Below are 3,933 nucleotides of genomic sequence, written 5' to 3' on the forward strand. Positions count from 1 at the left end.
GTTACAAACGCCAGCATAATGAAGGAGCCCCAATGAAGGGACAGCCCAACGCGCCCAGCGAGCGCCCGGACGAAACGGCACGAGCAGCAACACCAACTGCGCGACGGCAACGGTGAGCCAGGCGCCTCCAGCGAGCTTCAGCAAAGCCATGATAAGGATTTGGAACGGCGCTGGCACCTCAGACCAAGGCATGCCGACTGCGACGGCGTGATAGGGCATGAACTCGCTGCGGAAAAGAAACATGACTCCCCACACAGCCGGTGCTGCCATTGCAACGAGATAGCACCAAAACGCGATCTTGGATTTCGTGCTCACCGCGAAGCCCTCCCTTGAGTTGTGTGGGGGGATAAGGTTCGGCTTCGGACTCCATTCTTCTATACCAGAACCCGCCGACCTGCATTGAGCGCATTATCGACGGCGCGTTCGGCGAACGCGCCCTACCACCACCAAAGGTAGGGACGCCTCGCCGAGGCGTCCGCGTCACGCACTCGAGGAAGACCTATGCCTCGCTCCAAGTCTGGCGAGCTGCCGGCGGGTACGCTGTCACCGCTCATGGTACGACTCATTCACGCGGCCCAGTGTGACGCCGACACCGGCCTCGCCGTTGAACGGCGCGGGCAGCGCAGGCGGAAGCTGATCTCGAAGAGGAAGACGCGAAACTGTCGGTCTCTCGTCGGCAGTTGACACCAGCGTGCGGCGAATTCGCGTGGCAGTAGGAAACATCTCAACGCTCGCCATCAAGGATCCGAATGAGCGCCTCGGCGTTCCCGAGCGCGTCGTGCACGGGATGGTGGTCGTGCTTCGTTCGTCGCAACCGCTTCCACTTCTGAGTGCTCCGAAAATCGCCCACCAGCCCGGCGTAGAAGTCGGCAATGCGCCGCCCGGAATACCCGAACGGATTCTCACCGAAGTAGCGCCAGAAGTAGAAGTTGATCCACTGGAAGTCGTACGCCGGGTTGTCTGAAACGAACACGACGGGCATCCGAGGGGTGAGCCATTCCCGGAACTGCCGGAACGTATCCTCAGAGCAACCGACACCGTGAAATGTCTCGACCCGGCCCTCCCGGAGGGCGTTCACGTCAACAGCACCGAACTCCGTCATGTCGCCTACGGAGGGCGCGCCGACGCCGAAAGGAGCTTCGCAGTCAACGACGATCAGATTCCCCATGGCTCCTTACCAGCGATCCTCGAGCACGGCTTGTGAAACCGTTCGCAACGCTCCGCTAGGTAGTGCTGCCGGCAGCTCGCGTTCCCTGTCGTATCGAGTGCCATCAATCCGGATACTGTCGAGCCCTGCGCGCACTCCGCCACGGCGTCACACACCTGCGCCAGGTCACAGGAGCGTCGAAAGGAGCGCTGGCGCCGGGGCGACGCGGATGCCGTCCGGCGTCAGATAGTCCTTCCGGCCCCGCACCGACACCTGCCACGCGTCACACGCGGGCCAGCGCCCCTTCAGGTATTTCAGCGGTGGCGCCACGACCTCATCGGCCAGCTTGCATTCCACCATCAGCACGGGCGTCCGTCGGTCGACAACGACGAAGTCCACTTCGCGCCCGGCGACGTCGCGGAAGTAGCGAAGATCGAGGTCGCGGCCCTGCGCGTCCTGCTGGTAGTGGACCCACTTGAGCAGATGCGAGGCGACCAGGTTCTCGAACCGGGCCCCCTCGTCTTGCACGAGCGACCAGTCGAAGTGATAGTGCTTTTGCGCTTTGCGAATCGACCGCAACCGCGGACTGCCGAACGGCGACACCCGGAAGATCGCGTAGAGCCGCTCGAGGATCGCCAGCCAGGTCGCGACCGTCTTGTGATTGACCTGTAGGTCCTCGCGGAGGCTGTTCACCGAGAGCATCGAGCCCACGCGCGCCGGGAGCGCGAGCACCAACTGTTCCAGCGTGCCGAGATCGTGGACCCGCTCCAGGCTTGTGATCTCGTCCTGAACCAGGCGGGTTCGATATTCGCGCGACCAGCGGCGGGCCTCCACCTGCGAGCCACTGAGGAAGGGCTCTGGAAAGCCACCCAGCGTGAGCAGCGTCTCGAGGTCGGCCGCGGATGAGAGGCCGAGCTCCGCCCACGAGAACGGGTGCAGCCGCAGGGCGTGATACCGGCCCTGGAGGGACTCGCCGCCATAGCGATAGTAGTCGAGCCGCGCGCTTCCGGTGACGAGCATCCGCTGGCCGGAACGCCGGCTATCGTACAGTCCCTTCAGAAAGTTCCGCCAGCGGCGATACTTGTGGATTTCATCGAAGATCCACAGAGGCGTGGGCGGCAGCTCTCGCGTCAGCAGGCGCTCCCGATGCTCCGCGACGTCCCAGTTCAGATATCCATCGTTGCCCCCTGCCATGTCGAGTGCCATGGTCGTCTTGCCGACCTGGCGGGGACCGCTCACGAAGACCATCTTGCGGCGGAGATCGGCTTCGATCTGCGGCTGTAGATAGCGCGGGCGGACCTGTGCAGCCACAGTGACAATTTATACTATAGTAGAAATTGTTTGCAAACATTTTCTACCGCTGTGTAAAACGTCTCAGGGTAGAACGATCTGAACGTATCGCTTGGGACGCTTACGGCTCAATTGCCCAAGGCTCTTCCCAAGGCTTTAGCGCGCGGTGTCGCTGAATGAGAGGGAGATCCTGTCGTTGAAGCTCGAGAAGAATGCGGACCTTTCCCGAACGGGCAGAGAGGCTTGTGCCCGGTGCCACCGGTCTTTGCTCTGAATGAGCTCAGGTGGAATCGCTGTCGTTCGGTTAACCAAGGGCATCGTCTCGCCCCCATGCCATGCTCTTCGAGCAATTCATCGACCTTCGCTTATCTACCCCGCCTGATTCAAACAAGCGAACATGCCGCATGGTCAGCTCTCCTTCCCCTGCCCAATCGCCCGGCCATTGCCTTGGGGCGACGGCTCTGCGCAAAATGCGCTGGCCTATCGGCGCAGGCGCCTTCCTTCACCAACTGCACCTCGACCGCAGGCATGCACGAATGACGTCACAACCGGAGAGGAGTCAGGGGAGTATAATCCGCGGTCGTGCTCTCTCCAAGAAGCGGTACCGCATTTGCCGTGGAGCTGCGCCAGGCGGCGAGAGGGCTGTCACGGTCCCCCGGCTTCGCGGCGCTTGCCATCGGGACGCTCTGCATCGGCGTGGGCATCAATACGGCGATGCTCGCGCTGATGGATGCGCTGCTGTTCCGCCCGCCGTTTCACGTCTCGGAGCCCGCAGACGTCGTGCGAGTACAGTTTCGGCTCGAGGAGGCTCCCGAGCCGTTGCTCGTCGAGCGCACGAGCTATCCCGACTTCCTCGACGTGAAGGCCAGCGGCGCGTTCGAGAGGGTCGCTGCTTACAGCACCGGACCGGTTTCCATCGGCTATGGCAGAGACGCAACTCTTGCCGATGCGATGCTCGTGTCGCGCGAGCTCTTCAACGTCCTGAGGCCGCAGCCTCATCTGGGCAGTTTCCTTCTGGGCGCGTTTACGCTGACCGAGGGAGGCGACCGGGCGATCCTCTCGTACGGACTGTGGCAGCGACACTTTGGCGGCGAGCCGCGCGCCGTCGGCGCGAGCCTCACGATCGACGGGAGAGCCTACGTAGTTGCCGGTGTCGCACCAAGGGGCTTTCAAAGCCTCAGCGCAAAGCCAATCGACGTGTGGCTGCCACTCGATCACGTCGTCGACGCCCGTTTACAAGCCCGTGACTGGCGTGTAGACCGCGACTCCTCCTGGCTCTACGTCGTCGGACGACGAGCGCGCGGCACCAGCCAACGCGCCGCGGAGCAGCGGGCCACCGCCATGTTGAGAAATCGGCAGCGTGAGCTCGGCGACGACGATCGTCCCGTGGGCGTCGTGACGACCTCCATCGTGCCCGGGCGTGGCGCCGATAGATCGCTCGAGAGCAAAGTGTCGCTGTGGCTCTCCGGCGTGTCCGCACTGGTGCTGCTGATTGC

The 3,933-nt window shown here is 63.1% G+C and carries 3 protein-coding genes; 1 reads left to right on the forward strand and 2 read right to left on the reverse strand.

Features of this window, described 5'->3' with window-relative positions; translation table 11 throughout:
* Positions 1-724 precede the first annotated feature (724 nt).
* Together GEV06_28145 and GEV06_28150 are read right to left on the reverse strand one after the other, a co-directional pair.
* Entirely contained in the window at positions 725-1,168 is a 444-nt protein-coding gene (locus tag GEV06_28145; protein ID MPZ21728.1) for a hypothetical protein, read from the reverse strand.
* A 165-nt stretch (positions 1,169-1,333) separates the two neighbouring features.
* On the reverse strand, positions 1,334-2,395 hold the full coding sequence (locus tag GEV06_28150) for an AAA family ATPase (GenBank protein MPZ21729.1): 1,062 nt from the start codon (positions 2,393-2,395) through the stop codon (positions 1,334-1,336).
* Positions 2,396-3,019: 624 nt separating this feature from the next.
* Between GEV06_28150 and GEV06_28155 the strand changes: the two genes are divergently transcribed.
* A partial coding sequence (locus GEV06_28155; protein ID MPZ21730.1) for a hypothetical protein occupies positions 3,020-3,933 on the forward strand: 914 nt, incomplete at its 3' end.

The sequence above is a fragment of the Luteitalea sp. genome (genome assembly GCA_009377605.1).
In the GTDB taxonomy this organism is placed as follows: Bacteria; Acidobacteriota; Vicinamibacteria; order Vicinamibacterales; family Vicinamibacteraceae; genus WHTT01.